Origin of the sequence: Gemmata sp. SH-PL17 (assembly GCF_001610855.1) — a bacterium.
Taxonomy (GTDB): Bacteria; Planctomycetota; Planctomycetia; order Gemmatales; family Gemmataceae; genus Gemmata; species Gemmata massiliana.
The window spans coordinates 4,181,799-4,206,550 of the sequence record NZ_CP011271.1 but is presented as its reverse complement, the minus strand read 5'-3'; the positions used below and the strand labels follow the sequence as shown (position 1 = coordinate 4,206,550).

The following is a 24,752-nucleotide window of genomic DNA, read 5'->3' as shown; positions in this document are numbered from 1 at the left end:
CGGTACCGTGACCCGATTCGACTGTGATCTCGCGATTCTCGGCTCCGGGTTCGGTGGCACGCTCCTCGCCATCATCGCCCAGAAGCTCGGGTACTCGGTCGTACTACTCGAACGCGGCCGGCACCCGCGGTTCGCTATCGGGGAATCCTCGACCCCGCTCGCCGACTTCAAACTCGCGGACATCGCGAACCGGTTCGGACTCGATTGGCTCCGGCCCTTCGCCAAATACGGCCCCTGGAAAGCAACCAACCCGCACCTGCCGTGCGGTCTGAAGCGCGGGTTCAGCTTCTTCCGCCATGAGCGCGGGCAGCCGTTCACCCCGCGAGACGACAACGCGAACACCCTCATCGTCGCGGCCAGCCCAAACGACGAGACCGCGGACACGCACTGGTTCCGGGCCGAGTTCGATTCGCACCTCGTCGACCGCGCGGTGGAGGCGGGGGTTCCGTATCTCGACAACCTGGAAACGCATGCGGTGCGCCACGACTCTCGCGGGTGGGAACTGGACGGCACCCGGGGCGACGAAACCGTCGCGGTTCGCGCCGGGATGCTGATCGACGCGACCGGAACGGGGCAAGTGATAGCCAGCGCACTCGGTATCGAATCCGTTGATCCCACACAGCTCCGGGTCAAATCGCGGGCGTTGTATTCGCACTTCACTGGCGTCGCGCCCTGGCAGTCCGTGCTCGAAGAGCAGTACGGAACGGCCGCGACCGCCGGGCACCCGTTCCCGTGCGACGCCGCCGCTCTCCACCAGATCATCGATAACGGTTGGATGTGGGTGCTCCGCTTCGAGAACGGCGTCACCAGCGCAGGGTTCTCCCTCGACCCCAGCGCGCACCCGATCGTACCCGGGGAATCTCCCGAAGCGGAGTGGTCGCGGTTGTTGAACACGTACCCGTCGCTCGCGCGGCAGTTCGCGCGGGCGGTGCCCGTGCGCCCATTCGTGCGCACCGGACGATTACAGCGCCGGCTCTCCCGGGCCGCTGGCGCGGACTGGGCGCTGCTCCCACACGGCGCCGGGTTCCTGGACGCCTGGCTCAGCCCGGGTATCGCCCAAACACTCTTCGCGGTCAACCGGCTCGGGCGCATCCTGGCTGAAGAGCGCGCTGGTCCCGGGCGCGAACGCCGCCTGAACGAGTACGGCCAAACCGTACTGCGAGAGCTCGCGTGGGTGGACGAGATCACCGGGACGTGCTTCGCGTGCTTGGATCGGTTCCCGGTACTCGTGTCGGTCACGGCGCTGTACTTCGTGGCCGCGATCTACTGCGAGGAGCGCGAGCAAGCCGGCCTCGCTTCCCCCGACGACGCCTTCTTACTGACCGACCACCCGGAATACCGTGCGGTCGCCGATCACATTTTCCGAAAGGGCGCCGGACTCCCCGCAGCGGACGCGGATGCGTTCGCGGCCGAGGTCCGTGAGCGGCTCGCGCCGTACAATTCGTGCGGGTTGTGCGATCCCGACCGGTGCAACATGTACCCGTACACCGGCTCCCTCTCCCCGCTTCGTTGAGTTTTACCCGTCAACGGAAGTGTCATGGCTTCGTACTTACACCGGCACCGGTCGAAACTGATTGCCGCGGTCGTTGTTCTCCTCGTGGCGGCCGGGGCCACGGCGTTCTTCGTGTGGAAGCGCCAGACGCGCCTGCCCGGTCCGGGCGAGCCGACCTACGAACAATTCGTTGAAGTCTTTGAGCTCGGGAGCGCGGCCCTGGACGTGGACGTCTGGGACGTCGCGGAAACGAATCTCAATCAGGCCGTCGTACTGGTCCCGCAAGAGCCCGCGGCCTGGGCGAACCGCGCGCTTTTGAACTTCCGAACGGCCCGGTTCCCGGACGCCGAGCGCGACCTGAAAGAAGCGGAGCGGCTCTCCCCGGACAACCCCGACATCGCGAAACTGCGCGGCGTACTGGAGGAGCGGGGTGGGCGGTACACCGAGGCCATCGCGAGCCTCCGCAAAGCGACCGAGAAGGACCGCGACGACATTCAAGCCCTGTTCTTCCTGGCTCAAACCATCATCAAAGAGCAGAAGCCCGACAGTGACGCCGAGTACCAACGACTCCTGGAACAGATCCTCGCCGCCCGGCCGAACAACCGATACGCCCGACTCGAACTGTTACGCGCAGCCGTTCGGCGGGCCGATCGTACCGCTGTGAAAGATGTTACTGCACGGCTGAAAGCGGAAATCCCGAGCTGGACGTTTGAAGGCGGTGATAAGATCCGCGCCAGCTTTGAAGAATGGGAAAAGGCTTCGACCGGGCCACTTGACGACAACGCACTATTCGCGCTCACACCGTTCGCGAACCTGTACCTCGCCGCCCCGGGGTACGCACAGGACGCGACCGATATTAACCCGCGCGGGGGGTACCGCGGGTACCCGCTCCGAACGTTCCTCCGGCTCGCACCCGTCCGCCCGTCATTGGCCCCGGCCGATACCGAACTGACATTCACGACCGAACCACTCGAAAACGCTCCCGCGGGGCGCTGGGCCACCGCCGTTCCGGTCTGGCTCACGGGTGAGGGGAATCCCGTTGTATTTTTGGCAGGCGCCAGCAAAGTGCGGCGCGTGGGGGCACCAACCGCACTGCCCGCTCTCCCGGCCGCATCCGATGGTCTTGTTGCGCTCGACTGGAATAACGACTTCCGCACCGACCTCTTCGTCGCCGGCCCCAAGGGAGTGCAGTTTTACGAACAGGGGGCAGAGGGCAATTTCACCGATGTGACCGCGAAGACGAAACTCCCCGCGGACATTCTCAAAGGCGATTTCGCAGCGGCACTCGCCGCCGACGTTGATCTGGACGGCGATCTGGACCTCCTCCTCGCGCGACGAACGGGCGCGCCGGTGCTGCTCCGCAACAACCTGGACGGCACGTTCACCGCGCAACCGATTTTCCCCGACGTCGATAGCGGTCGCGCATTCGCCTGGGCCGACCTCGACCACGACGGGGCCGCCGATGCCGTGGTGCTCGACGCACGCGGGCGGTTACACGTTTTCGCCAACGAGCGCTCGGGAGTTTTCAAGCGCTGGCCCACCGCTCTACCGGATGGCCAGTACCTGGCCGTGAACATTTCGGACGCCGACGATGACGGTACCTTCGATCTCATCGCCTTGCGAGCCGACGGTGCGATTCTCCGGATCTCGGACCGAAACAAGCGGGCGTCGTGGGACGTCGCCGAACTCGGGCGGTGGGACAATTTGGCCGGCTCCGAACCGGGTTCCGTCCACCTGCTGATCGCGGACCTCGACAACAACGGCGCCCCGGACCTGATCGCGTCGCGTGCATCGGGCAGCGCGGCGTGGTTGGGTTCCGGGAACGGGAAGTTCGAGCGCCTGTCCGCGACTCTACCTCCAAACGTCGTTGCAACCGCGGACCTCACAGGGACCGGCCGGCTCGACCTACTCGCGCTCGACGCGGAAGGGCGCCCTACCCGGAGCCGCAACGTCGGCAAGAAGGAGTATCACTGGCAGAGCATTCGGTTCCGCGCGGCCCCCGGGCCGGCCGAGGGCGACAACCGCATCAACTCCTTCGGGGTCTGCGGGGAAATCGAGTTCCGGACCGGTACTCACGTCGTGAAGCGCCCGATCACCGGTCCCGTGAGCCACTTCGGATTGGGCACCCGAACCAAGTGCGACGTGCTCCGTATCCAGTGGCCCAACGGCACCCCGCAAATCGAGTTCGCGCGCGCCATCGACCAAACCGTGGTCGCCGAACAGCGATTGAAAGGGTCGTGCCCGTTCCTCTTCACCTGGAACGGCGAGCGGTTCGTCTTCGTCACCGACTTCATGTGGAGCACCCCGCTCGGCATGTACATCAACGCCCAAGACAAAGGCGGGTTCCTCCAAACGACCGAGTGGGTGAAAATCCGCGGTGACCAGCTCGTCCCACGCGACGGGCACTACGAGGTCCGCGTGAACGCCAACCTCTGGGAAACGCACTACTTCGATCACCTATCACTGCGCGTGATCGACCACCCACCCGGTACGGAACTGTACGTCGACGAGCGGTTCGCCCTCGAACCGTCCAAACCCGCGTTCCACCTCACGCAGCCGACCCGACCCGTGGCCCAGGCGTGGGACCACCGCGGCGCGGACGTAACTTCCGTCGTGCGCGCGGTCGACGGTGAGTACCTGGACCGCGCCGGGCGCGGATTGTACCAGGGCATCACGAACGATCACTGGGTCGAGGTCGATCTGGGGGCCGACGCCCCGCGCGAGGGACCGGTCTGGCTCGTCGCGCACGGGTGGATTCACCCGACCGACAGTTCGGTGAACTACGCACTCGAACAGGGGCAGAACACGCGCCCGCGTGCGCTAACGCTGGAAGTGCCCGACGGTAAAGGCGGCTGGAAAGTGGCCCGCGACAAGATCGGCTTCCCGGCGGGGAAGAACAAGAGCGTACTCTTGCGCCTCGACGGTCTGGATGGACCAGGGGTCGCGCGCCGGTTCAGGCTTCGCACGAACATGGAAATCTACTGGGACGCACTACACTACGCGCGCGGCGCCGGTGACGCCCAGATCGCCGAGAAGGAGCTGCATCCCACTGTTGCGGACCTGCGGTTCCGTGGTATCGTGGCTATGACACAGGCCAATCGCAGTTCGCCCGAGTTGCCCCATTACGATCAACTCGTAGCCGAGGGGCAACCGTGGCGCGATCTGATCGGCTACCACACCCGATTCGGGGACATCCGCGAGCTGCTCGCAAAAACCGACGACCGGTACGCGATCCTGACCGCGGGCGACGAGATCGTTCTGCGGTTCGCGGCTCTGCCCGCCCCGCCACCGGGCTGGACACGGGACTTCGTTTGGGTCAGCGACGGCTGGGTGAAGGACGGCGACCTCAACACGCGGTTCGGGAAGACGGTGCTGCCGCTCCCGGCGCACAACATGGCGAGCTACGACGTGCCGCCGACCACGCTGGAAAACGACCCGGTGTACCGCCGGTTCCGTAAAGACTGGGACGTCTTCCACACGCGGTACGTGACCCCGAACCAGTACGAACGCGGGCTCCGGAACTTCAAGCGCCGAGGGGAACAGCCGTGAACGCGATCAAGCAATTTATCGTGACCGTCGCGTTCATCGGCATGCTGGTGCTGGTGGTCGTGCTGAATCGCTCCGACAGAGCCTCCGAGAACAACCTTGGAGCGGACGAGTCACTCAAGCGCTACGGTTTCCACCTGGCCGAGTCCTCGAAACAGTGCGGGATCAACTTCCAGCACGAGTCCCCGGTCCTCGATCCGAAGTTCAACCACATCATGCCCGTCGTCGCCGCAATGGGCGCGGGCGTCTCGATCGTCGATTTCGACGGGGACGATCTGCTCGATCTGTACGTGGTCAACAGCAAGGAGGGGAAGTCGAACCACCTGTACCGCAACCGCGGCGACGGAACGTTCGAGGACGTGGCCGGCGCGATGGGCGTGGCCGATCTGAACCGCGCCGGTACCGGGGCGTGCATGGGCGCGATCTGGGCGGACATGGACAACGACGGCTACCCGGACCTGTTCGTCTACAAGTGGGGCAAGCCCGAACTGTTCCGTAACAAGCAGGGTAAGGGGTTCGAGCGCGTCACCGACCGGGCCGGGCTACCGCGGTGGGTGAACGCGAACTCCGCGTGCTGGCTCGATTACGACCGGGACGGGTTACCGGACCTGTTCATCGCCGGGTACTGGCCCGAGAACGTCGACTTGTGGAACCTGGAAACGACCAAGGTGATGCCCGAATCGTTCGAGTACGCCAAAAACGGCGGGCGGAAGTACCTGCTGCGGAACCGCGGGGGCGGCACGTTCGAGGACGTGACGGAGAAGGTCGGCATCAAGAGCACCCGTTGGACGCTCGGCGTGGTCGCGGCCGATTTGTGCGGCACGGGGTACCCGGACCTCGTGCTCGCGAACGACTACGGCGTCTCCGAGTTCTTCGCCAACAAGGGCGGGGAGCGGTTCGAGGAAGTCGGCGAGGAAACGGGCATCGGGTTGTCCCCGAAGAGCGGGATGAACGCGAGCCTGGGAGACGTGCTCAACAAGGGCCAGCTCGCGGTCTACATCTCCAACATCACCGAGGCCGGGAATCTCGTTCAGGGTAACAACTTGTGGGTACCGGCGGGGAAGACACCCAACGGACGCCCCCGTTACCTCAATCAAGCCGGGTCGCTAAACGTCGAGCTGGGCGGCTGGAGTTGGGGCGCCAAGTTCGGCGACCTGAACAACGACGGTCGGCTCGATCTGTACTTGACCAACGGTTACATCTCATCGGCGAAGGGGAAAAGCTACTGGTACGATTACGGCAAAATCGCGGGCGGTCTGAAGGGGCTGATCCGTGAGGCCCAGTACTGGCCCCCGATCGGGGATCAGAGTCTCAGCGGGTACCAACAGAAGTGTTTGTGGATCAATCGCGGTGGCAGTTTCACGGACGTGGGCACCGCGGTCGGGGTCACGGACACGTTCGACGGCCGGGCCGTTGCACTGGGGGACTTGTTCAACCGCGGGGTCGTGGACGTCGCCGTCGCTAACCAAAGCGGTCCGCTCCTGCTTTACAAGAACACCGTCGCCCCCGGTCGCGACTGGGTCCAGTTCGCGCTCACGGGCGGCGCCCGCCCGGGGCGCGAAAAAGGGTGGAGCAACCGGAGCGCGATTGGCGCCCAGGTAAGATTGTCGTGGCGCCAGGGTACCGGGCCGCTCCAGGAACAACTTCAGGTCATTACCGCGGGCGACGGCTACGCCTCGCAGAACATGTTCCGCCTGCACTTCGGCCTCGGGACAGACGCCAAGATCGAAAAAGCCGACATCATCTGGCCCTCGGGCCGCACCCAGACGATTCATTCTCCGAAGTCCGGCATTACCCATCGCGTCGAGGAATCTGGACCATGACCCCCTCTCCCGCCCCGATCGGTCCCCTTCCGCGCGCGTCGGATCAGTCCTGGTCCGGCACAGTGTGGCGCCTCCCCGCGACCGCGGCCCTGGTCGGCGTGTTCTACGTCGCGCGCGGGGCACTGTTGGGTCAAAGCGCGGTAGCCGTCGACCCGGCGACCACCCGAGTAGCCGCGATCACGCTCCTGCTCGTCTCGCTGCTCGCCCTCTGGTGGCGGGTCGTGGCCCGCGACCCGCGTCTGCACGCGCCGATTCTGATTACGGCCATTCTCGCGCTGAGCGACGCCTCGTTCGGGCTCCTGGAGAACCACCCGGCCCCGCCGTGGCTCGTGTCACTGACGAACGGGATGGTGCTGGAATACTCACCGACGTTCGTAACGATGACCGTCACGGTGCTGTGCGAGCTGGTCATCGGCCGGTTCATGTGGGGCAAGTGGCCGAACCTCGCGAGCGCGTACATCTCCGGCATCAGCGCCGGCATCCTGGTGAAGTCGTCGCTCCTGTGGCCGTTCATCATGTGCGGGCTGATCTCGATCACCTCGAAGTACGTCCTGCGCCTGCACAACCGCCACCTGTGGAACCCCACGAACTTCGGGATGACGACGATGCTGTTCCTGGCACCGGAGCACGTCGCCAGTCTCAGCGTGCAGGCCGGGAACAACGGGTGGGCCGTGGCCACGATCTGGATCTTGGGCGGCCTCATCATGTACAACCTCGGCCGGTTCCACATGCCGTTCGCGTTCGTGCTCGCGTTCGTGCCGCTCGCGTTCCTGCGGAGCGGGGTCACCGGGCACCCGTGGCAGGCGGAACTCGCACCGATCACCAGCCCGATGTTCCAGCTCTACATCTTCTTCATGATTACCGACCCGAAGACGACCGTTCGGGGGCGGTGGAACCAGATCGCCTTCGTGATCGTCGTGGCCGCGGCCGAGACGTTCTGCCGGCTGGTGTTCAAGGACGTCCACTCGCTCTACCACGCGCTGTTCTTCGTCGGCCCGGCGGCCAATCTGGTGGAAATCTACTCCGACCGCGCCCGGAAGCGGCGCGCTACACGAGCGACCGCACTTCCGATGGAAGAAGCGCCCGAACCGGTGCCGGCTGGCGAGCCGGCGGTCCTGACGAAGACGTGATCGCAGCAAAAAGAGCTACGCGCCCGGGATGAGCGGTTCCTCGATTCCGCCGGTGAGGTGGAGCAGTTCGAGGAGCCGGGCGCGGTGTTCGAGGAACCGGCGGTCGTTGCGCTGCCGCGGGCGCGGGAGGTCGACGTCCAGAATGCGGTCGATCCGCCCCGGGCGCGGGGTCATGACCGCGATCCGGTCGCTGAGGTACAAGGCCTCGTCGATGTCGTGGGTCACGAGGAGCATCGTCGTCCCGCGCGCCTGCCACATCCGCAGAATTTCGTCCTGCATGCGCATCCGGGTGAACTGATCGAGCGCGCCGAGCGGTTCGTCGAGCAACAGCACCCGGGGATGATTAATCAGTGCCCGGGCCAGCGCCGCCCGTTGCGCCATCCCGCCAGACAATTGGTGCGGGTAGGCGTTCGCGAACCCTTCCAGCCCGACCAGCCGCAGGTATTCGTCCACCTCGTGCCGCTTGCTGCGAAGCACCCCGCGGGCCACGAGCCCGGATTCGATGTTCCGCCGAATCGTCAGCCAGGGGAACAGACTCGGGTCTTGGAAAACGACCCCGCGCTCCGCACTCGGCCCGGTAATCAACGTCGAGCCGACCCACAATTCGCCCTCGGTCGGCAGATCCAACCCCGCGACCAGGCGCAGGAGCGTGGACTTCCCGCACCCGCTCGGCCCGACCAGCGACACCAGTTCCCCGGCCCCGACGTCGAGCGCCACCCGGTCGAGCGCGACCACGCGGGTGCCCTCGGTGGTGGCGAACGTCTTACCCACCGCACGCGCGCGGAGGGCCGCCCCCTCCCCCGCCCCGACCGCGTCACTCACCACTTGATGACCCCCTTTTGCCACTTCAGAACCCGGTCGCGTGCTTGAAACAGGAGCGTCATCAGGGTGGAGAAGAACACCGCGCTGAGAACCAGCGCGCCGTACATCTTCGCGTACTCCATGTACCCCTTCTGCCAGCTCAGGTACCACCCCAGCCCGGCCGGGACACCGGCAGTTTCGGCGACGATGAGCGTCAGGAACGAGGCCCCCAGCCCCATGAATAGGCCGATGAAGATGTTCGGCATCGCGGCGGGAAGCGCGACGCGGAAGATCAGGTAGAACCGACCGGCCCCGAGCGTCCGCGCGACGTCGAGGTACGACAGGCGCACGTTGGCGATGCCCGACGACGTGAGGATGGTCATCGGGAACCAGACCGCGAACCCGATCAGCGCGACCGCGCAGGTGAACGAGTCCTTCCAGATGGTCATCACGAGCGGGATGAGCGCGGTGGCGGGAATGGGGCCGATGAACTTGAGCGCGGGCATAGCCCAGTACCGCACGCGCGGGAACCAGCCCACGGCGATGCCCGTGACCAGCCCCGCGGTGGCCCCGACTGCGTACCCGGTGAGGAGCAACTGGAGCGAGTGCCACGCGCTCTCGATCAGGATCGTGCGGTCCTCGATCATCCCCCCGAGCACCTCGTTCGGGCCGGGAAAGAACGGCTGATGGAGCCAGTTCAGCTTCGTCGTTACGAGTTCCCACACGGTCGCGACGCCGACCGCGCCGGCCACGAGCGGCGCGTTGTGGCGCACCATTCCCCGCAGCGCCGGGACCGCGACTTGCGCAAGCGCGACGAGCACGGCCGCGAGCGCGACCAGGACCAGAGCCACGGGATACGGCTGGCGCCACGCCGGTAGCGAATCCAACCACGTGAGTGGCGCGAGCTGTTCGGCGGGAAGGAACCGGTGAACCGCTAGCGCCGCGGTAGCAACGAGAACCGGGGAAAGAACCTGGAGTGTCGGGCTAATAGTACCGGTGCCGGGTCGGGGAACAACCGGCACGGCAACACCCGCCTGGGGGTCGGCGAGGTTCGAGGCCATCAAGCTATCTCCGCACAAAAAGCAGGATGAGACCGATCACTCGATGCAGCAGCGGGTGCAGCAGAGACAGTTTCCCTTGCCGCCATCGAACAGAGCCGCGAACAGATCGGGCCGGAGGCGCGCGGGGCGGGCGCCATCGATGCGCTCGACGGCTTGGGCGGTGACCCACTCGTCGGTAACCCCGTCGAGATCGGCCCACGCCCGCTTCGCCAGTGCCGCCGGGTCCGTGGACGCACTGAGCAGCTTGGCCTTCTTCATGTCCTCGGCCGCCTGCTCAACGCTCCGCTTGCCCTTCGCCACGCCCGGGACGTACTTCAGTTGCATCAGCGCCTGGGTGTTAATATCCACTTTGGCCGTGATGTACTTCTTCTCGACCCCCAGTTCGGCCGCGGCCTTCGGGTTCTCCTGCACCCACTTCGCGCCCTTCAGAATCGCCTTAGTAACCTTCGCTGCTGCCGCCGGGTACTTGCGCGAGAAATCCCCGTTCACCACCACCGCACAACAGTATTCGTCGGCGTAGGGCTGGTCCTTCGCTTGGTCGGCGATGGTCCGGACGACCTTGTTCCCTTCCAGAATCGTGCCGATCGGGTCGGACGTGGCGATCGCGTCGAGTTCGCCCTGTTGGAGCCGCGCCCCGAGTTGGACCGGGTCCATCGCGACCCAGGTGACTTCCTTCGCTTCGACCGTGGGATCGATTCCGACGGCCGCGAGGGTGCGGCTGGCGAACATGGCCGGCGGGCTGCCGATGTTCGACGGCACCCCGATCCGCTTCCCCTTCAGTTCCGCGACGCTCTTGATCGGCGAATTCGGGGGCACCTGGACCCGCAAGCAGCCGGTGTGGACGCCCGCGGTGATCTTGAAGTCGCTCCCCTTCTCGACGCCCTTGAGGATGTACATCACGAGCGTGTGGTTCGCGTGGAACTGCCCGCTGGCGAGTCCCTCGCGCAACCCGTCCCAGTCCGTCCGGACGACCTCGACGTCGACGCCCTGTTCGGCGAACATCCCCTTTTCCTGGGCGACGAAGATCGGCGCCTCGCAAGTCAACCCGAGGTACGCGACCTTGATCTTCCCGGGGTCGTCACCGGTCTGGCCGCTCTTACCGCACCCGACCGGAAGGAGAGCGAGAGCGACCGCCCCGAACAGCCCCGCGACAACGAACCGGGTGCGCGGTCGGCGGCGCGCTGACGTACTGGTCATCTGAAAGCCTCGTGTGGGCGGCCGTTGAGTTCTCGTACCATGATACCGCCCGCCGGCACGGTTCCGGCGGGCGAGAGCGGAATCACTTCTTGAGGATCTTTTCCTGGTTCGCCAGGATCGTTTCCTGGTTCGCCAACATCTTGTCGAGTTTCGCTTGATTGGCCAGGATCACCGCTTGATTGGCCTCGATTTTCGCCTGGTTGGTCAGGATCTGCTGCTGGTTCCCTAGAATCGTTCGTTGGTTCGCGAGCACTTCGTCGTTCGCCATTGCCAATCTCCTGGTGAATATGCTCTCCCGGCGGATCGGCCCGCGAACACCGCGGACCTCACCCGATCCGGGATCGGAGCCAGTACCCAACTCAGACCGTTTACGTGACCTGCGTCGCGCCGGTTCAGATTTAAATTCTCACCGCGAGCGGGAGTGCGGGCCGGTCCGCGCCGATATCGCACTCGAACGTTACTTACTCGGGGCCTCGGCCTTCGTGTCGGCCTTCGGCGCCTTCACAGGGGCGGATTCGGTGAGGCTCATCACGAGCGCCTGTTCCATTTCACCCGGTTTGAAGCCGAACGGCCCGCGCCCGCTCTTGTACGCGACCTTCCCCTTCGCGTCGATCACGTAGAGGCGCGCCGGCATCCCGCTATAGGCGTTACCGACCGGGTCGCTGATCTCGTCCACGAACACGGGCAGCCCCGGGTTGAGCTTCTTACGGAACTGGGCGCACACTTCTGCCCGCTCCGCGGTGGTCGTCGGCTGCTTCACGGCGACGCCGAACCGGGTGTTCGATTCCATCTTCCACCCGTCCGTCGGGTGAGCTTCGCGCACATAGACCATGATGAACGTGGCCTTGTCTTTGTACCGCTCGAAGAGCGCGTCCACGTCCGGGTAAAGGGCACGGAACGGCCCGCAGGTGAAGTTCCCGAACACCAACACGACCGGGCGCTTGCCGGTCTCCTTCGAGAGCTGCACCGTCTCCTTGCCGTCCACCGACTTGAGCGTGAAGTCCGGCGCTGTGACTCCGACCTTGGGGCCTTCTTGAATGGACCCGATCTCGCCCGCGTACAACCCCTTCACCAGCACCGGGATTGTCGGGCCGTCCCCCGGGGAGAACCCGGCCGGTCCACGCGGGATCATCGCACGGCGGAAATCGTCGGCGGTGAAGTGGTCCTTCCCGCCCGCCAGTCGCTTGAACACCTCATCCAGTTCCTCGCGAGTGAGGCGCCCGTCGCCGGACATATCAAACCGGCGGAACATGCGCGTGAGCATGTTAGCCTGTTGCACAAAGGGACTGCGGTCCGACCAGTCGAGGTCGGAGAGCGTGATCTTCCCGTCGCCGTCACGGTCGAGGGTGTCAAACAGCGCGGCCGACCCGCGGAACTTTTCGCGCGGCACCGCGGTCACCTTCGGATCGAGTTGGTTGTACTCGACCAACCACTTCCAGGTGTACCGCGACTCGGACGGACCGAACCAGCCGTCGGTGCCGTTCAACTGCGATCCCTTGAGGATCGCGACCAGCATCCGCACCGCTTCGGGCTGCGGCGCACCCGCGAAATGCTTCTCAACGAGTTCGACCGCGGCTGCGGCCTCCTTGGGGTCGCTGAGTTTTTCCGGGTCGAGCTTCGGCAGCACCACCGGTTTCGGCGCGTCCGCGGCCGGCCCCGGTGCAATGAGCAGCGCGGCCAGAACCGGCGCTGCGAAGAATCGAGTCCGCATGGGATGAACCTCCGGGTGATCGAGACGAACGGGCGCGGTCATTCCATCGCGCGGAACACCGTCAGTTTGGGATCGGTGCCGACGACGTAGGTAACGGTCTTGGTCGCAGTGCGCCCCTGCGCGTCGCGAACAGTGATTTGGACCTGAACGCGGAGGTTCGCGTCCTCGGGAGTTCCGTCACCCAAGAGCTTGTACTCCATGAGCTTCGCCCCGGCCATCCAGTCGAAATCCTGGGCGACGATCGGCGGATTCTCGTTCCCGAGAGACTCGATCTTCTGCCCCGCTTTCCAGGCATCGAGCGTGGTCCGAAGGGCAGCAAGCGCCTTGTCCGGTTCCACCGGTGCGGCCCGGCGCGGCCCGTCCGAACACCCGACCGTGGTCAGGCACAGCATAACGGTTCCCACGAAACGGGTCAGTTTAGAAGTCACCGAGCACCTCCCCAGTCGCCCGCGTGCCGAGCCCGCGCCACGTTTGAAGATCGATGCTGTCGCGAACGAACCGCACCCCACCGTCGCCCAAAAGCACGTTCACCCCGCCGGTGTGCCGGCTGCTCGGGGGCATGGTCGATTTGCCGACCACGAAGAACCCGCACGAGCGGCCGTTGGGAGGAGAAATGTGCTGGTAGCGGTGCTGATGGTGCATCCACGGTGCCCCCATGAACAGAGGGAACTGATTGGCGAGGTTCGCCGTGTCCACACCCAAGCACGTGGTGTGGGCCACGTCCGCGTTCGCCGGATCGCTGGGATTGAAGAACACGTCTTCGATCGGGCTGACGATCCCGTTGCTGCCGTCGGCCAGCAGCCGCTCGCTGAAGAACGCGGTGTTACTCGTTCCGTCGGTGATGTCCCCGAACCCGACGGCCGTATTCACGTAAAACACGCCGTTGTACAGTGCGGGATTGGGGATCACAAAAAACGGCATGGTGCCCGTGTTGGCCATATAGTTCGTCGCGGCCCCGGACGCGGGAATCGGGTTGTCGCGGTCCGACGGGCAGCGGAACCCGCCGATCGTCGTGTTGCGCGCGGTGGTATTCGCCGCGTCCGTCGGCGGTACGCGGAAGTCGATTAACTTGTACACATTGTCCTGCTCCATTTGCGGCAGGATCTGGGTCAGTGCAGAGAACTGCGAGCCGGACGTTGTAGTCGGTGGCAACCCGCCGCTCGGGAACTTGTTGTTGGAATCGTGGAAATTGTGTAGTGCCAACCCGATCTGCTTGAGGTTGTTCTGGCACTTCATCCGCGCAGCCGCCTCACGCACCTTCTGCACGGCCGGGAGTAACAATCCGATCAAAATCGCAATAATAGCCATAACAACGAGGAGTTCAATCAGCGTAAAGCCCGCGGAGCGGGAAGATGAACGATACATGATGAGGGCTCGGTCTTGGGAAGAATGCAAACACCGGTACCGCGAACGCGCCCAAAAGCGGGCGCACTAAATTGGCAGTGGCTCGGCACCAATAAAGGTGCCACCAACGGCTGTCAAAACGGCCACACGATTCGAGCCGGTACCAGCGTGAGCCGGTGCCAGCGCGCAATGTGGGCGTAATTGACAGGATCAGCCGAGTCGCGGAGGGTGAAAGACCGAGGGGACCCGAAGGATCGGGCGCGGAGATGACGAATCACGTTCAAAGAGCGGCTTCGTTTCACTGCCACCGGGCACGGTGAAACGTGGGATTTGGTCCTTGATCTGCGTTGGCACAGACGAAACGGGAGGGACCGGGAACGAATCTCGTAGAGGAGCGCCCGAGCAATTCGGCCCCTGACAGGGGCACGGCGCCGACTCGGAACGATCGGCCAATTGAGACCGCGGCGCGTCCGCGTTCGATTCGATGAGCGGCAAGAATCCCCCCGACGAATGCCCGCCACACCGAGCTTCTGCCCGGTTAGGAGACAAGCAGGCAACCGCGACGAGCGCGATGGCCCACCCGCAACGGCGGATGAGGGAGGGAGAGAGCATCGGATCCGCGTGTGAAATCTGAACGTCCCAAACTTACACAAGCGTCCCATCAGAAGCAACAGAAATCACCGCGCCGCGAGACGGCGTGCTACACGTTACGATCTTGGACCGGCAGATCAATCAGAGCGGTCAGTGCGGCTCGGGTCCGGCTCTCGAGCACGAATGCCAGCCCGACACCGGCCAACCCCGCCACACTCATCGCTGCGACTGCGGGCGGATTCGATGCCCCGCGCGAGGCAAAGAGGGCAACGGCGATCAGCGGCACGGCCGTCGCCGCGGCCCGGAAGTACCCGAGCGTGCGATCGACCCGCCGTAAGTTTTCACGGTCTTGTTGTTTAAGTCCGTTCTTGCCGAGGAGCGATGGGAACAGCACTGTCACGGACAGGTACGTCACCAGAAAGTACGGGTACACCGATGCCATCAATCCGCAAACGATAAGCGAAAACAGAAAATGGACATACGCCCCCTCGCCTTGCGGCGGCGGGCCAGCCAGCACGTGCAAGATGATCGGCCACAGTAGGCCAGCAACCGACCAACATACGACACAGATCGCCGCGGTTGTCGCGCCGAACCGGAGGCACCGCCCGCGAACCCGTTCGTCTGATCCGGACGAATTCCCCTGACGGATGCGACGCAAGGCGCGCGACACGGGCCGAAGTGCTAACCAGGACGCGACCATCCCGAGTGGGAAGAACACCCCATTCACGACCAGAATGACCTGATCGAACACGCGCTCCACGGCGTGCCATTGTGCGATAATCTCAGCCTGATTGTACGCAATGTTGAACGCCGACGCCAACATGTTCGGGAGCACGGACAGCAGATAGGTGGTGAGCAGCGGATACGCGCGAACGACCTCGCGCCACCCACCGGGTTCCGGTCGGACCAGTTCTCGCGCGGCGGGGCGCAGGCACAATTCGAGTTCGCGCCCCAATTCTCCGACGGTCGCGGGGCGCCGATCGGGATCGGCCTCCAGACACGAAAGTAGCACTTCGCGCAACCCCGGCACGCCCCCGATCGGGAACGCGGCCACGGCCTCCGGTGTAGGTCCGCTCCGGCGCAGCGCCACTAATCCTTTGACGGTTTCCTGCCGATCGGCCGTCACCCGCTCCGAACCGAACGGGCGGTTCCCCGTAGCCAGTTCCCAGAGCGTCACAGCAAGGCTGAACGCATCCGCCCGCCCGTCCAAAGTTTCCGGCACACGAGGGTGCGAGGGATCGAACGCTTCCAGGTGCTCCAGTGCCATGTACCCCAGGCTGCCACCGAACAGAGCAATCGCCCCAGCGCCATCGAGTTTGGAACAGCACCCGACGTTAAAGTCCGCCAAGAGCGGTTCACCGTCGGCCGTCAGCAGCACGTTCGCGGGTTTCACGTCCCGGTGTAGCACCCCGTGTCGGTGAGCGTAGTCGAGGGCCGCGGCCAGTTTCGCACCAATCGTACACACGGTCGTCGCCCAGTCCCGTTCGGCCCACTGCGCGCGGACGGGCGATGCCGCGGCCGGCACCTCTCCGCGCCGCATCAGAATCGCGTCGATCGCGTCGAGGAGCGTGCGCCCGCTGCGCTGATCGGCGGGCACCGTGCGAACGTGTGTAATCACGTCCTGGAGCGTCCCGCCCGGCAGGTACGGCATGTAAACCAACTGGAGGCCGCGTTCGCCCAGCACGCGCTGGTCGTACACCCGGACGATGTGCGGGTGGTCCAGTTGGGCCAGGGTCTGTGCCTCCATTCCGCGCGACGCCGTTACCTTCAATGCCACGAGCCGCTGCATGGTCAGTTGACGGGCCATAAACACTTTCGCGAACTGCCCCTCCCCGATCAGCGTGAGCAGGTCGAAGTCGTCGAGCCGGCTGCCCGCACGAACCGACACCGCCGCCCGCGACGCGACGATCGACGTCGAGCGGGCCACGGCGGTGCCCCCCAGGAGCCGCGCCAGTTCGTCGGCGCGGTTCGGGAACCGGTCGAAGTAGTCCCTCGGTTGGGGATCGCGCCCCGCGCGCCGGCGCAGGTGGAAGTCCTCGTACAAAAGATCCGCGGGTAAACCGGTCGATCCCAGTTCGGGAAAGTCCTTAACGTAGTCCTCAAGCGCGCGATCGAGTCCGCGCTGCAAACGCGATTCGAGATCGAACTTAATAAGCTCTACCAGAAGCAACCCGCGAACGTCGGGCGCCCCCGCGACGAGAAACGCCGCGAGTTCGGGCGGCCCACCGGCCGACTCCCATTCGTGAGCGAACGCCTCCAGGCGCTCCGTAATCACGGACCACATTTGGGTCGTTGAAGTCGGTGACGGCGGCCGGGTTGGTGACTGCATGTGTGAGCCCAGATCGGCGCCGCGGCGCGGGTGAGCGGTTACAATACACCCGATCGCCCCGGCGAGAAATGGCCGCGAACCGCCCCGGAGCTTCCGCAATGAGTGACGTGCCCCGCTCCGACGCCTCGCCCGACCCGGCCGCCTTCGCCGCTTTTCTCGAGCACCGGCGCCCGGGCCTGGTCGCGTTCATTGAAGGGCGCCTCGGCGCCACGCTGCGCGGGAAGCTGGACCCGCAAGATATTGCCCAAGAGGTCGCAATTAAGGCGCTTCGGGAACTGCCCCAAACCGATCTCGGGGACCGTGACCCGTTCGGCTGGCTGTGCCATCTGGCCGAGCAGTGCGTGATCGACGCCCACCGACACTTCACGGCGTCCAAGCGAGCGGCCGAGCGCGAACAACCTGGGAATGTTCCGGCCGGCGAGGGAAGTGCGGATCTGATCGCGCTCCTCGCCGCCAGTATCACCACCCCGACCCAAGCCGTCGTTCGCGACGAGCGCGAGGTCCGACTCCGGGAGGCAATCGCGACTCTACCCGAAGAACACCGCGAAGCACTCCGCTTGCGCTACGTCGAGGGGCTTGCAACAAAGGACGTGGCCGCTCGTTTGAATAAGTCGGACGTTGCGACACGGGTTCTGCTCACCCGTCTCGTCCACCGCTTGCAAGAGTTGCTCGGACCGGGCGAAGGAGCCTGACCATTATTCAGCAGCGTGGTTGAAACTTGAAAACACCGCAAACCCTTTCGGGCACGCGACCAACGAGTGCTCCAACGACAAAGCGGCGACCGGAATCAAATCGGGGTTGATACGCGATGAGAATTCGATGTAGCTTCTGACGGCCGGCTGGGAGGCGAGTTCAGTCGGCAGGCGCCGGTGTGGGTCGTTCCCGCCGGCGTCTTTCGTTGACGGCAGCGCCAGCCCTCCGTTCTCGATACGTAACCAACCGCCCGCAGCTACGACACGACCCGAAGGCACGGGATCAAAAGCGGGTCACGAGCTGGACTTGGCAGAGTGAGTCACCTTCGCAATACTGCCCCCACTAACCCAGGAATCGAGTAATTTGCCGAAGCGAGACGCGACAATGTTCAGGCACGGACTGCTGCTCGTGGTCGCGATCGCGTGCGAAACGATCGCCACACTGCTTCTCAAGCGCTCGGACGGCATGTCCCGGCTCTGGCCCAGTGTCGGGATGCTCGTGGGTTACGTTGCGGCACTGTTCCTATTGTCCCTCGTACTGAAGTCACTCCCGGTCGGACCTGTCTACGCTGTGTGGTCCGGCCTGGGAACCGCACTCACGGCCTTACTCGGGTACATCGCGTTCGGAGACCGGCTGCCGCCCGGGGCATGGGTCGGTGTGGCGCTTGTTTGTGCGGGGGTGGTGTTTCTGTCGGTCTACCTTCCGCGAACCGATTGAACCCGCTGTCGTTTCCTCACATCATCGAATCCGTCCCACACAATCGGCTACGTTCGATCGCGGGCCACCGGATCTCAATACTTGAACTCCAACTGTCCCGAGATGAACCGCCCCGGGGCGAGATCGGTCCGGTTCCGGCCCCGGAACGACAGTCCGCGGTTCTCGACAAAGAATCGGTCGAATGCATACCCGGCGACGAGCTGAAAGTCCAGTTGCTGGTAAATCCGGTACCCCACGCCGCCCTCCAAGCGCTTTTCGTAGAGGAACAGTTGGTCCCGGCGGTCCGCGCGTTTGGCCCGGAACCAACTCTGGTTCGCCCACTCGAACGCCGTGAACACACGCGCCTCATCGGTCACGTGATAACTGGCACGTGCCTGTAAATCGGTGAGGGCCGCGTAGATGAGTTCGAGCTGGATCTTCCGATACGGGTGGTAGTCAATCGATACAAACGGGAACCCGATGATCGTCGTGAGCCAGTCCGTGTGGTACTCGTAGGCCACACCGGGAACCGGGATGTTGCGCCCCAGTTGCCCGTTGGACGTACTGACGACGTAGAACAACCACGCATTTTGGTCGCGTGCGGGTGCCCGGAGGAACGCGAGGGCTGAAATCGTCGCTTCGGCCAAGCTGTTGAACGGGCGGTCGCTCGCGGTGCCGAAATTGAGCGTTGTGCCCCAACTCCAACCGCTCCCGAGCTGACCGACGTACCCGCCCCCGGCCTGGGCGTCCCACAGCGCGCGAGGGAACCGTACCCGGTCCGTTGGAAGGCGCGCGTTCGAGCGGAAATCGAGCGCGCGAACGGACCCGTTGCCGAACACGAGATCGTCGTCGGTGGTGTAAAACGGCACGGTGGCACCGAACTGGAAGTTCGAGAGCGCCATCCGTGCTCGCTGCCCCCGGACCGAAACACTCGGGTACCAGGAATACCCGAACCCGTCGGGCACCCCGCTACTCGCGCCGAGCGCGTCGAGCGTTGAACGTAGAGCGTCCGGGACACGCGACGCGCGCCCGCCGGTGGGCGCGGGCGCGTCGGTTTCCGGTTGGTCTTGAGCGGTCACAGCGGGCGACAGCACCAGCGCGACCGCGATCGCACAGTACAATTGTGGCCGGAACACGCGGGCATCCGTGGTGGTGGAACGGGAGAGTCACCCCCGACCGCCGGGGGCGAGCCGACGGAGTCACTTCACGCCGTTCAGCTCCAGCACCACCTTGTGCCCGTCCCACTTCATTTCCTGGCGGATCACCCGACCGTTCGCATCGAACCACCACTCGGCCGCAACATCCTTGCCAGTCAATTTGTATCGCGCGCCCTCAATGGTCTTGCCGTTGAGAGGAACACGGCACGCCCCGAGCGGTTCGACGCGGACCGCCGTCTCCGAGCCGTCCTCCGCGTCGAAGAGGACCGCGTCCCTGACCTTGTCTGCGGCCGGCACGCGGACACCGGTAGCCGTCAGCACGGTGCCGGCGGCCTTGCGGGTGTCCTTGTCGACAGTCACCACCAATCCCTGTTCGTTTGCGACGGCCTTAACCGCCCGCTTCTTGCCGTCGTCGTTCGATTTGGCTTCCAGCGAAACGAGTTGCCCCTTGCGCCACACCTCGACACTATTGAGGTGGTACGTGTACGAGAAAAGCCCGGCCTTCACTTGTACGTCCGTGGTAACAGCAACCGTCTCGGTCCCGTCCGCGGCAGTCGCGGTGGCGATCGCGCACGATCCACCCGGTTTGCCGTCTACGAGTACGGTGAATGTCCTCACCTCATCGGCCCCGGCGAGCGGCACGCCAGCGAAGCCGACCGATCCGACCGCCAAAACCGCGGGGCGCGGGGCCAGCGCGCGCCACAGGAGCCAGCTCGCAACGGCTACCGCGAGTCCGGCCCCGGCTTTCAGATTGAACACACGGACCATTGCCGCCCTACCCTTCGGTGTCGATTAGGCATGGCGACCCGGTAATACGCTGTGCCCCCGAACCCGCCAAGCCCAACCAGTCCGCCCAACCACTCGGGCTTGTAGCGCGGCAGTCTATCGGGTAAATGACGGGCATTCGCCGGTTTGGTGTTTTGAACCCATGCCCCCCGGCCGCCCGCCGGGACCGCCTTCTGCTGCCAACACCTCCCGGACCAGCTTGTGATCGCGCCGCGCACTCAACCGGTTCCGCGCCGGGCGCCGAACGTCACACGAGCCGATCCGGATTCGCCGAACGTGATCGAGGCGGTACTCGCACCGCTCCTCGACCGCGCCCGGCACCCCACCCTATTGGGCGGGGTAAAAAGGGAGTTGCACGGATGCGGTACAGTATGACGCGGTGGAGTAACGTACTCATCACCGGAGTAACGGGGCTAATAGGCGGGGAGATTTTGCGCGGGCTCGCGGCCCGCGGACACCGGGGCAAGGTATGGGCGCTCGTCCGCCCGACCGAGCAGCACACCCCAGAAGAACGGTTGCGCGAGCGCCTCCGCCGGAGCGACGACTTTTCCGAGGGCTGCGCGCGGGCGGTGGCCGGTGATATCCTGCGACCCGATTGGGGCCTGACCGGGGCCGAATACGACGAAATCACCGACTCGGTTGACGTCATCATCCACAACGCCGCGGATACCTCGTTCGCGGCCCACCGGAACACGTCAACGACGAACGTCGAAGGCGTCCGCCGGCTCATCGACTTCGCCCGCGCGTGCCGCCGGAACCCGCTGATCGCGTACATGAGCACCGCGTCTAACGTCGGGCGCGTGAGCGGCCGGTGCTTGGGCGAGGACGACGGGTGCCGCCCGTCCAACGCACACTTCAACGAATACACCCACTCCAAAGCGATCGGGGAACAAACGCTGCGCGACAGTGGGTTACCGGTGCTGACGCTCCGGCCCACCATCGTACTCAGCGCCGGGCTACCAGACCCCGTGTTCGCACGCCAGATCCTATGGTTCGCGCCGCTCACCCGCGCGTTCGCGGCTCTGCCACTCGACCCGCACGCGCGTCTGGACATCGTCGATGTTGGGTTCGTGGCCGAGGCCGCTCTCCGGTTGCTCGAACACCCCCAACGCGCGCACGACTGCTATCATCTCTCGGCCGGCGCGAACGGGTGCGTAACGATCGATGTGCTGCGCGAAATGGTGACCCGTGCTAGTAACCGGCGCACCCCGTTACGGTTGGTTCCACCTCCGGAGTGGACGCGGGCACTGCACCGCCAGTTCGTAGACACCCCGCGGCGCCGACAGGTCTTCCAGTCGCTGCGCCACTACCTGCCGTTCCTGAATATGGACGTGGTGTACGACGACGCCCGGCTCCGTGAGGTGGTGTCCACAGCCGAGTTACCGGTCCTGCCACCGGCAAAATATGTTCCCGAATTGCTCAGCTTAATCCGACCGAAAGCGGCTTTGGAAGAAGCCTGTCTGCCCTGATACGACACCGGTTCTCGTTCCGAAGTACGCGAAATCGGAACGAGAACCACGGAACCGTTTCTTGTGAACACGGCGAACACGGCTCTCGAATCGCCGCACCGCACCACCAGCGTCACCGCACGAGCGATTGGCGCCACTCCTGATTGAGTTCCTCGACCGTCTTACCGGTCAAGGTCTTCCACGCCCCTACGTTGTACTTCCCTTCGCGCATCAGCGCGTTCAACTTCGTGACCAGTTGCGAATCGTACTTGTCCGCGACGAACGCCAAGAACGCGGCCGAGGTCCGGTAGCTCGCATCGAACTTGGCCCGCTCGGGGTTCAAGCGCCCGGCCGTGCCCGGCTCGAACTTCCAGAACCGCACGTAGTCCGCGATCCCCTCGACCAGCCACCCCGGTAGCCCGCGCGCCCGGTAGTTCTGCACGCAGTGCGCGGTTTCGTGGACCATCGCCCCGACGTCTTCCGGGTGAGATTTGAAATACTTCACCGAGCCGGTGATCCGCCCGCCGCCGGCCTCGGCCACGCCGTTGTAGCTCGCCCGGAACGTCATGCGAATTTGGGTCGGCGGACGAACCCCTTCGCTCGCCAGCAGGTCGCAAATCATCGGGTACTGGCGCTCACAAACCCGGACCACCTTTTCGGCCCACTCGCGCATTTCTGGTGCGTCGGTCACGTCCAGCGTGAACTCGACCGGGTACCGGAACGTGACGACGCGCGGTTCCGTATTGATCGTGAATTCGCGAACCACAAGCGGTGCCTTCAGGTCCGCGGTCGGCCGGACGCGAACCGCTTTGACCGACCGGCCCACATCGGCGGTGGCCTTCCCCTTCTCGAAGTTGGCGGCGGACTCGAACGCGATCCCGTCGGCCGACACTTCCAGTACCCCGTCGGTGAGTACGTCGTCACCGTTCGGTCGCCCGGTCACAACTGCGACCGATTTCAGGGTAACAGGGCGGTCGAACGTCAGCGTGAGGTGATCGGTCTTGGTCGGGTTGCGATCGGACGCGAAGTACGTGGCGGGATCGGCATCGAACGCGAACTGGCGGATTCGCCCTCCCGCAGTGGGAAGCGAGGATTCAATCGCGGCTTGCACTACCGGGCGCGGTGCGGGTGCCGGAACGGGTGCGGCGAAAGTCGGCAGCGTCAGAAGCAAAGTCGCAGAAACAGAAAGCAGCGTGCGCATTCAGAACCTCGAGGCGAAGGTGCATCCCTCGTTTTTAGCCGGTTTGCGATCATTGAAAACCGGTGAGTCGCGTCTTCCCATGACTTTCTCACCAATCACAAACACCCTGCGTAGCTTTAAATAGCAGGCCCATTCTGGTTCGTGGAACTCCACGTATTTGTGCCGTTTGAAGGTCGCGGACCCAAAAAGCGAATTGGAACATGACCGATGCGAGAAATAAACATATTGCCGCAAAATATATCGATCGATTGACTAATCTTCACCAGATGCCGTGGCAATTGGCAGTTGCGGTCTTGAATGCGAGAATTGCGAGCAACTGAAGCACAACAGTTCGCGAACACAAAAAAATATCGATATTCGAAACCCAAATACCGCAATCACTTACAACGAATCTTCCGGATCGCGTAAGATCTCGGCGCGGCGGCTGCATTTACTGTCGTTCGTTACGAGCCGGTTCGTCGTGGAGAGCGAGGGGAGAGGCGTTCTATACGACCGGATCGGTCTCAAAAACGAAGCCGTCGAATCTGCCTGTATTCAGGTGATTCCACGAAAAACACCACCCGGATTTTGTGACAGTAGGGAGAGACTGTCACAAGTCCGGGTGGCGTAATTTTACGGTCCGGTGAGAGAGTTCCCGGGCCGTTCTGTTCCCGATTCCACACTCGTGTTAAAGAGGGGTCATCGAGTTAGTGGCGCTAGTTTCCCCTGCCCGTTGAGCCCTGTCAATACCCTTCGCGCGAATTCGCACAAATTTCGTCCAAGAACAACACCACCCGCGTTACCTGCGTGCCCCTATCCATTGGAAGCTCCAATAGAACCCGCTGGCAATTCCGCTCACTGTGGTCAGACAAATGGTCTATAATGCATTCTTCAGGCCCCATCTGGACCTCTCCCATGACCGAGCCCTCTCACTACCGCCAAGCGATCGACGCACTGCCTCAATTGGTCTGGGTCGCCAGTCCGGACGGGACACTGGAGTACCTCAACCGCCGGTGCGCGGAGTACTCGGGCCTTCCGATCGATGACCTCCTCGGATGGGATTGGGGGTGGGTGGTTCACCCGTCCGATCTCCCAGAAACGCTCGAAACGTGGACGGCGGCCGTGCGCGCCGGCACCCCGCACCAGATCGAGCACCGGCTCCGGCGGCACGACGGCGAGTACCGGTGGTTCCTGATCCGCGCCGAACCCGTGCGCGACTTCGACGGGCGCGTCGTCCGGTGGTTCGGCACCTGCACCGACATCGATGAATGGAAGCGCACGACGGAACAGTTCCGGAACACTCGGCAATTGTTCCGGGGCCTGGTGGAGCGCAACTCGGACGGCGAAGTTCTTGTCGGGGCCGATGGCACCGTGCGGTACGCGAACCCGGCCACCGCACGCCTGATCGGACTTACGGCCGACGAGCTTTCGGGCACGGATTTGTGGGGTTCAGTTCACCCGGACGACCGAAAAGACGTGAGCACCTGGCTGGAACGGGTTCTGGCCACGCCCGGCGAGCGCCTCTCGATCAATACTCGCTTTCTTCTTCGAGACGGGAGTTCCACCCGAATCGAGGTTCTCGCTACGAACCTGCTCCCCGACCCCGACGTGCGAGCGGTGGCGGTCCAACTCCGGCCGGTCGAAGCTCCGATTCCGAACAACCCACCCGCACACGATCAGTCGCGTGCATCCTGCTCGTAAACGAATCGCGCGGGTGGTCTTTAACCAGACGCACTCGTGCGATCGCGTTCACTTCTCGCCTCCCGT

19 protein-coding genes are annotated in these 24,752 nt (G+C 64.4%); 8 read left to right on the top strand and 11 right to left on the bottom strand.

Annotated features, from left to right (window positions below; all coding sequences use genetic code 11):
- The first annotated feature begins 7 nt into the window (after window positions 1-7).
- Genes VT84_RS17585 through VT84_RS17570 form a run of 4 tightly spaced genes read left to right on the top strand, consistent with a single transcriptional unit; the run spans window position 8 to window position 7,991 of the window.
- A complete protein-coding gene (locus tag VT84_RS17585) occupies window positions 8-1,513 on the top strand; it encodes an NAD(P)/FAD-dependent oxidoreductase (protein WP_082840435.1) in 1,506 nt (501 codons plus the stop codon).
- Between the two features lie 24 nt (window positions 1,514-1,537).
- Entirely contained in the window at window positions 1,538-5,041 is a 3,504-nt protein-coding gene (locus tag VT84_RS17580; RefSeq protein WP_082840434.1) for an FG-GAP-like repeat-containing protein, read from the top strand.
- Window positions 5,038-6,861: a CRTAC1 family protein gene (locus VT84_RS17575; RefSeq protein WP_204249785.1), complete on the top strand. Its 1,824-nt coding sequence runs from the start codon at window positions 5,038-5,040 to the stop codon at window positions 6,859-6,861. The genes VT84_RS17580 and VT84_RS17575 overlap by 4 nt, the downstream gene beginning before the upstream one ends.
- The gene (locus VT84_RS17570) at window positions 6,858-7,991 is read left to right on the top strand and encodes a hypothetical protein (RefSeq protein ID WP_052554009.1); all 1,134 of its coding nucleotides are present in this window, start codon (window positions 6,858-6,860) and stop codon (window positions 7,989-7,991) included. The genes VT84_RS17575 and VT84_RS17570 overlap by 4 nt, the downstream gene beginning before the upstream one ends.
- A 15-nt stretch (window positions 7,992-8,006) precedes the next feature.
- Here the strand turns inward: VT84_RS17570 and VT84_RS17565 are convergent, their stop codons facing one another.
- From VT84_RS17565 to VT84_RS17530, 8 genes are all read right to left on the bottom strand, one after another.
- The gene (locus tag VT84_RS17565) at window positions 8,007-8,813 is read right to left on the bottom strand and encodes an ABC transporter ATP-binding protein (RefSeq protein WP_082843335.1); all 807 of its coding nucleotides are present in this window, start codon (window positions 8,811-8,813) and stop codon (window positions 8,007-8,009) included.
- Window positions 8,810-9,853 carry an ABC transporter permease gene (locus VT84_RS17560; protein WP_082840433.1) on the bottom strand — a complete coding sequence of 348 codons (1,044 nt, stop codon included), beginning with the start codon at window positions 9,851-9,853 and terminating at the stop codon, window positions 8,810-8,812. Before VT84_RS17560 ends, VT84_RS17565 begins: the two co-directional genes overlap by 4 nt.
- Before the next feature lie 36 nt (window positions 9,854-9,889).
- Complete coding sequence (locus VT84_RS17555) at window positions 9,890-11,050, bottom strand: ABC transporter substrate-binding protein (protein ID WP_052554006.1); 1,161 nt, start codon at window positions 11,048-11,050, stop codon at window positions 9,890-9,892.
- 82 nt (window positions 11,051-11,132) lie between these two features.
- Window positions 11,133-11,318 carry a hypothetical protein gene (locus VT84_RS17550; RefSeq protein WP_052554004.1) on the bottom strand — a complete coding sequence of 62 codons (186 nt, stop codon included), beginning with the start codon at window positions 11,316-11,318 and terminating at the stop codon, window positions 11,133-11,135.
- 189 nt (window positions 11,319-11,507) lie between these two features.
- A complete protein-coding gene (locus VT84_RS17545; protein ID WP_162271744.1) occupies window positions 11,508-12,761 on the bottom strand; it encodes a deiodinase family protein in 1,254 nt (417 codons plus the stop codon).
- A gap of 38 nt (window positions 12,762-12,799) precedes the next feature.
- Window positions 12,800-13,189 carry a hypothetical protein gene (locus VT84_RS17540; RefSeq protein WP_157469578.1) on the bottom strand — a complete coding sequence of 130 codons (390 nt, stop codon included), beginning with the start codon at window positions 13,187-13,189 and terminating at the stop codon, window positions 12,800-12,802.
- Complete coding sequence (locus VT84_RS17535; protein ID WP_052553998.1) at window positions 13,179-14,126, bottom strand: DUF1559 domain-containing protein; 948 nt, start codon at window positions 14,124-14,126, stop codon at window positions 13,179-13,181. Before VT84_RS17535 ends, VT84_RS17540 begins: the two co-directional genes overlap by 11 nt.
- 679 nt (window positions 14,127-14,805) lie before the next feature.
- Complete coding sequence (locus tag VT84_RS17530) at window positions 14,806-16,980, bottom strand: serine/threonine-protein kinase (protein WP_162271743.1); 2,175 nt, start codon at window positions 16,978-16,980, stop codon at window positions 14,806-14,808.
- A 143-nt stretch (window positions 16,981-17,123) separates the two neighbouring features.
- Here VT84_RS17530 and VT84_RS17525 point away from each other — a divergent pair, with 143 nt between their 5' ends.
- Both VT84_RS17525 and VT84_RS17520 read left to right on the top strand, forming a co-directional pair.
- Complete coding sequence (locus VT84_RS17525; RefSeq protein WP_052553995.1) at window positions 17,124-17,717, top strand: RNA polymerase sigma factor; 594 nt, start codon at window positions 17,124-17,126, stop codon at window positions 17,715-17,717.
- A gap of 385 nt (window positions 17,718-18,102) precedes the next feature.
- The gene (locus VT84_RS17520) at window positions 18,103-18,435 is read left to right on the top strand and encodes a DMT family transporter (protein WP_052553993.1); all 333 of its coding nucleotides are present in this window, start codon (window positions 18,103-18,105) and stop codon (window positions 18,433-18,435) included.
- Window positions 18,436-18,509: 74 nt separating this feature from the next.
- Here the strand turns inward: VT84_RS17520 and VT84_RS17515 are convergent, their stop codons facing one another.
- Together VT84_RS17515 and VT84_RS17510 are read right to left on the bottom strand one after the other, a co-directional pair.
- A complete protein-coding gene (locus tag VT84_RS17515) occupies window positions 18,510-19,550 on the bottom strand; it encodes a hypothetical protein (protein WP_082840429.1) in 1,041 nt (346 codons plus the stop codon).
- 63 nt (window positions 19,551-19,613) lie between these two features.
- Window positions 19,614-20,339 carry a DUF6134 family protein gene (locus VT84_RS17510; protein ID WP_082840428.1) on the bottom strand — a complete coding sequence of 242 codons (726 nt, stop codon included), beginning with the start codon at window positions 20,337-20,339 and terminating at the stop codon, window positions 19,614-19,616.
- A gap of 377 nt (window positions 20,340-20,716) precedes the next feature.
- Here VT84_RS17510 and VT84_RS17505 point away from each other — a divergent pair, with 377 nt between their 5' ends.
- Entirely contained in the window at window positions 20,717-21,826 is a 1,110-nt protein-coding gene (locus VT84_RS17505) for an SDR family oxidoreductase (RefSeq protein WP_052553988.1), read from the top strand.
- A 112-nt stretch (window positions 21,827-21,938) separates the two neighbouring features.
- Here VT84_RS17505 and VT84_RS17500 read toward each other — a convergent pair whose 3' ends face one another.
- Window positions 21,939-23,006, bottom strand: a complete 1,068-nt coding sequence (locus tag VT84_RS17500; RefSeq protein WP_052553986.1) for a basic secretory protein-like protein — start codon at window positions 23,004-23,006, stop codon at window positions 21,939-21,941.
- Between the two features lie 894 nt (window positions 23,007-23,900).
- Between VT84_RS17500 and VT84_RS17495 the strand changes: the two genes are divergently transcribed.
- Window positions 23,901-24,686, top strand: coding sequence for a PAS domain-containing protein (locus VT84_RS17495; RefSeq protein WP_052553984.1), 786 nt, complete (start codon window positions 23,901-23,903; stop codon window positions 24,684-24,686).
- Window positions 24,687-24,752 lie beyond the last annotated feature (66 nt).

Bases quoted from the DNA above. Each gene is read 5' to 3' on its own strand.
- VT84_RS17580 (WP_082840434.1), top strand. From the start codon at position 1,538: ATGGCTTCGTACTTACACCGGCACCGGTCGAAACTGATTGCCGCGGTC.
- VT84_RS17570 (WP_052554009.1), top strand. From the start codon at position 6,858: ATGACCCCCTCTCCCGCCCCGATCGGTCCCCTTCCGCGCGCGTCGGAT.
- VT84_RS17560 (WP_082840433.1), bottom strand. From the start codon at position 9,853: ATGGCCTCGAACCTCGCCGACCCCCAGGCGGGTGTTGCCGTGCCGGTT.
- VT84_RS17555 (WP_052554006.1), bottom strand. From the start codon at position 11,050: ATGACCAGTACGTCAGCGCGCCGCCGACCGCGCACCCGGTTCGTTGTC.
- VT84_RS17550 (WP_052554004.1), bottom strand. From the start codon at position 11,318: ATGGCGAACGACGAAGTGCTCGCGAACCAACGAACGATTCTAGGGAAC.
- VT84_RS17545 (WP_162271744.1), bottom strand. From the start codon at position 12,761: ATGCGGACTCGATTCTTCGCAGCGCCGGTTCTGGCCGCGCTGCTCATT.
- VT84_RS17535 (WP_052553998.1), bottom strand. From the start codon at position 14,126: ATGTATCGTTCATCTTCCCGCTCCGCGGGCTTTACGCTGATTGAACTC.
- VT84_RS17530 (WP_162271743.1), bottom strand. From the start codon at position 16,980: ATGTGGTCCGTGATTACGGAGCGCCTGGAGGCGTTCGCTCACGAATGG.
- VT84_RS17525 (WP_052553995.1), top strand. From the start codon at position 17,124: ATGAGTGACGTGCCCCGCTCCGACGCCTCGCCCGACCCGGCCGCCTTC.
- VT84_RS17520 (WP_052553993.1), top strand. From the start codon at position 18,103: ATGTTCAGGCACGGACTGCTGCTCGTGGTCGCGATCGCGTGCGAAACG.
- VT84_RS17510 (WP_082840428.1), bottom strand. From the start codon at position 20,339: ATGGTCCGTGTGTTCAATCTGAAAGCCGGGGCCGGACTCGCGGTAGCC.
- VT84_RS17505 (WP_052553988.1), top strand. From the start codon at position 20,717: ATGCGGTACAGTATGACGCGGTGGAGTAACGTACTCATCACCGGAGTA.
- VT84_RS17500 (WP_052553986.1), bottom strand. From the start codon at position 23,006: ATGCGCACGCTGCTTTCTGTTTCTGCGACTTTGCTTCTGACGCTGCCG.
- VT84_RS17495 (WP_052553984.1), top strand. From the start codon at position 23,901: ATGACCGAGCCCTCTCACTACCGCCAAGCGATCGACGCACTGCCTCAA.